This window comes from Corynebacterium sp. HMSC068G04, assembly GCF_001814885.1.
Classification (GTDB): Bacteria; Actinomycetota; Actinomycetes; order Mycobacteriales; family Mycobacteriaceae; genus Corynebacterium; species Corynebacterium hiratae.
The window spans coordinates 21,838-24,980 of the sequence record NZ_KV818346.1; the positions used below are offsets into that span (position 1 = coordinate 21,838).

Annotated in this window: 4 protein-coding genes and 1 pseudogene; 4 read left to right on the top strand and 1 reads right to left on the bottom strand. The window is 59.0% G+C overall.

Annotated features, from left to right (window positions below; genetic code table 11):
* Positions 1-346: 346 nt before the first annotated feature.
* Positions 347-1,087 (bottom strand): annotated as a pseudogene (locus HMPREF2993_RS11265) (IS3 family transposase); the annotation flags it as partial.
* A 209-nt stretch (positions 1,088-1,296) separates the two neighbouring features.
* Here HMPREF2993_RS11265 and HMPREF2993_RS11270 point away from each other — a divergent pair.
* From HMPREF2993_RS11270 to HMPREF2993_RS11285, 4 genes are all read left to right on the top strand, one after another.
* Positions 1,297-1,842, top strand: coding sequence for a TetR/AcrR family transcriptional regulator (locus HMPREF2993_RS11270; protein ID WP_034666346.1), 546 nt, complete (start codon positions 1,297-1,299; stop codon positions 1,840-1,842).
* A complete protein-coding gene (locus HMPREF2993_RS11275; RefSeq protein ID WP_048733039.1) occupies positions 1,839-2,198 on the top strand; it encodes a DMT family transporter in 360 nt (119 codons plus the stop codon). The genes HMPREF2993_RS11270 and HMPREF2993_RS11275 overlap by 4 nt, the downstream gene beginning before the upstream one ends.
* Positions 2,195-2,524: a DMT family transporter gene (locus HMPREF2993_RS11280; RefSeq protein ID WP_003849969.1), complete on the top strand. Its 330-nt coding sequence runs from the start codon at positions 2,195-2,197 to the stop codon at positions 2,522-2,524. The genes HMPREF2993_RS11275 and HMPREF2993_RS11280 overlap by 4 nt, the downstream gene beginning before the upstream one ends.
* Positions 2,525-2,623: 99 nt before the next feature.
* Positions 2,624-2,938 carry an NIPSNAP family protein gene (locus tag HMPREF2993_RS11285; protein WP_174232238.1) on the top strand — a complete coding sequence of 105 codons (315 nt, stop codon included), beginning with the start codon at positions 2,624-2,626 and terminating at the stop codon, positions 2,936-2,938.
* Positions 2,939-3,143 lie beyond the last annotated feature (205 nt).

Here is a 3,143-nt window from a genome sequence, read left to right on the forward strand (position 1 = left end):
ACGCACAAGACGTGTGAAGCTAACATTGTAAGTATTGTGGGCTCGCTACACCACAACGCTGGCCCAGCCGGGCCAGCGTCACTACAGCTACGACCGGTTCCGCCAACTGGTTGCCTCCCATGTCGACGCGGCCGGGCTGACCGCCCGGATCACCCATGCACCAGGGCATACGATGCAGGTGGATTGGGCAGGTACGAAAATGCGCCTGTACGACCCTTCAAGCACACCGGGGTGAAAGTCACCATTTTCGTTGCTTTGTTGCCGTATTCAGGGATGCTCTTTGCATGTGCGTGTGCTGACCAGCGGCAGGGCCTGACCCCCGGAAAGTAGACACGTCGGGGGTTAGCTATGCTGCTTGAGTCAGTGTAGCTGATGTGAGCGCTTCGAAGGCATCAGGGGCTAGAAGGTTGCACCAGTAGTGCCGTCTGCGCGTGTTGTAGCGCATGCACCACCGGAAGACTTCCTGACGGCAGACGATGGGATTGTCAAAGACTTTCCGATCACGCAGAACTTCACGCTTGAAGGTGGCGTTAAACGATTCTGCTAGGGCATTATCGGCACTTGTACCCACTGCTCCCATGGATTGGCGTACACCAAGTTGGGCGCAGTGGTCCCTAAATGCCTGTGAGGTGTACACACTACCGTGGTCGGAATGGAAAATTGCCCCTTTAAGGCTTCCGCGGACTTTCCTGGCATGAGACAAAGCCTCGATAACCAGCGATACCCGCATGTGATCGGCTAGTGCATGGCCGACGAGTTTGCGCGAGTAGACGTCGATGACCGTGGCCAGGTACATGTTCTTGCCTCCCTTACACGGCAGGTAGGTGATATCGCCTACATAGACCTGGTTCGGCTTATCAGCGGTGAATTTGCGGCCTATTAAATCTGGCATGACTCGGTGGCCAGGCTTGCGCCTGGTGGTGATGCACCGACGCCGTTTACTAAAGCCTTTCAGCCCCATGGATTTCATGATGCGTGCGACCTTCTTGTGATTGATCGGAGGAAAGTCCGTATCGTCGTTGAGGCTTGCAGCGATGCGTTTAGCACCATAAAGCCCGTGCTCATCATCGAAGATGGTTTTGATTCGTGTCAATCCGACGGCAACATCACACTCACCACTTTTCTGTAGACATAAGACCTAGACCCCGCTAGACACGTGTAAAACAATGCTAGGAACGGCCCTATTTTACAGGAAACATTCTGCCGCATACCGGCGTAACAATAGGGTGTACCCCAGGTGCCCCTACCAGCGCCCGCAGTTGAAGGCTTCACCTACCAAATGGTAAAGTTAGCTATATGCGAACCAGTCAGCGCTCCGAGATCCTGGAAGCTGCCCTCCGCGTCATGAACGCAGCGGAGGGTGGCGACATTACCCTTGACGCAGTGGCCCACGAGGCCGGGCTCACCAAACCGGGATTGCTATATCACTTCCGCAACCGCGACGTACTGCTCGCCGCGATCGTCGACCACGCTGCGGCCAACGTCGAGAACGACATGACTGCCACCCTTGGCAAGCCCCTCGAGAACGCCAACGCCACCGAGCGGCTCCTGAGCTACGTTCACGTCGCCGCCCACGGGGCCGCCAAGCGCGCCGAGTTCATCATCTGGGGCCAAGCGACGTATCGGCCCGAACTCACCGAACCGTGGACTACGCGGATGGGCCGCTGGCTCGAACTCCCGGACGATCTCGACGCCGCCACCCGAGCCAGGCTGACCACCGCCCGACTCGCCGCCGACGGACTCTGGGGCGCCCAGGCCACAGGTGTGTCCACCCTCCACGGCGCGGATCTCGAAGCCGTCGTCTCCAGCATTCGCTCCCTGATCGAAGGAACAACCCCATGAAGCAGTGGTTCCTGCTCGCTGGCGCCATCACTACCGAAGTGGCGGCGACGCTGTCTCTCAAGGCGGCGCTCAATCACCCATCCTGGTACATCGTGGTTGCTGCCGGATACATCGGCACTTTCGTCTTCCTCACCTTCTGCCTGCGCGAAGGAATGCAGATCGGCGTCGCCTATGGCATCTGGGGAGCCAGCGGGGTCGTGCTCGCCGCCGTGCTATCCGCCGCGATTTTCGGTGAACCTCTGACCGCTGTGATGGGTCTTGGAATGGTTGCGATCATCAGCGGTGTCCTCACCGTCGAACTCGGCTCCCAGAAAGCTCAGCAAACCGCAGCCCAGGAAGCAGGAGTCAACTCATGAGATGGATCTTCCTCGCAGGCGCCATCTTGTCCGAAGTCGTCGCGACCATGTCGCTACGAGCCTCCGACGGTGGCCGGGTGAAGAAATGGTTCATCGGCGTCATCGCGGGGTATCTCGTGGCGTTCGTCGCCTTAAGTCTCGCCTTGGCCGACGGCATGGCCCTTGGCGTCGCCTACGGCATCTGGGCAGCATCCGGCGTAGCTCTCACCGCGATCCTCGCCCGGGTCATCTTCCACGAACCCCTCACCCGAACCATGGCCCTCGGCATCCTCCTCATCGCCGTCGGAGTTCTCACCGTTGAACTCGGCGCCAACTTGGCGAACTGACGCATTTCCGCAGGTAAACCAGGCAGATTGGTGTGCTGCACCACGAGGCGCACAGACAAAGGCTCCCCAATGAGCGCCTGTGGGCCTAGCGTTGTGGATGTGATCACCTGTGTCGTCCACTACACCATCGACCCCGACCAGATCGCAGCCTTTGAACAGTTCGCCCGCGCTTGGATGCGGCATGTCGACGAACACGGCGGCACCCACCACGGGTACTACCTACCCGCGGAAGGTGTGAGTGACCGTGCGGAATCCCTGTTCAGCTTCCCCAGCCTGGCTGCCTACGAGCAGTACCGCACCTTGTTCGGCACCCACTCGGACTTCATCGCCGCTGACCGGATTCGAGACGAGTCCGAGTGCGTCCTGCGGTACGAGCGCACCTTCATGCGGCCGCTCCTACCCCAGGGACACTGAAAGGGACTCCGGCAGCACGCTCGGCACAACCCACAACGCCGCAGGTCAGCGCGTACAGATGGGTGTACCTTATCGCTACATTAATTGTTAAAGTGTTGCCGCTGATCTATAAAGCCTGTTACTACCTCCTGAAACATGTATCACTGGGGCCTTTCGTGACATGGTATTTTTACGGTGCTGTTGCAAAGTTGGGGCAGTAGAAAGA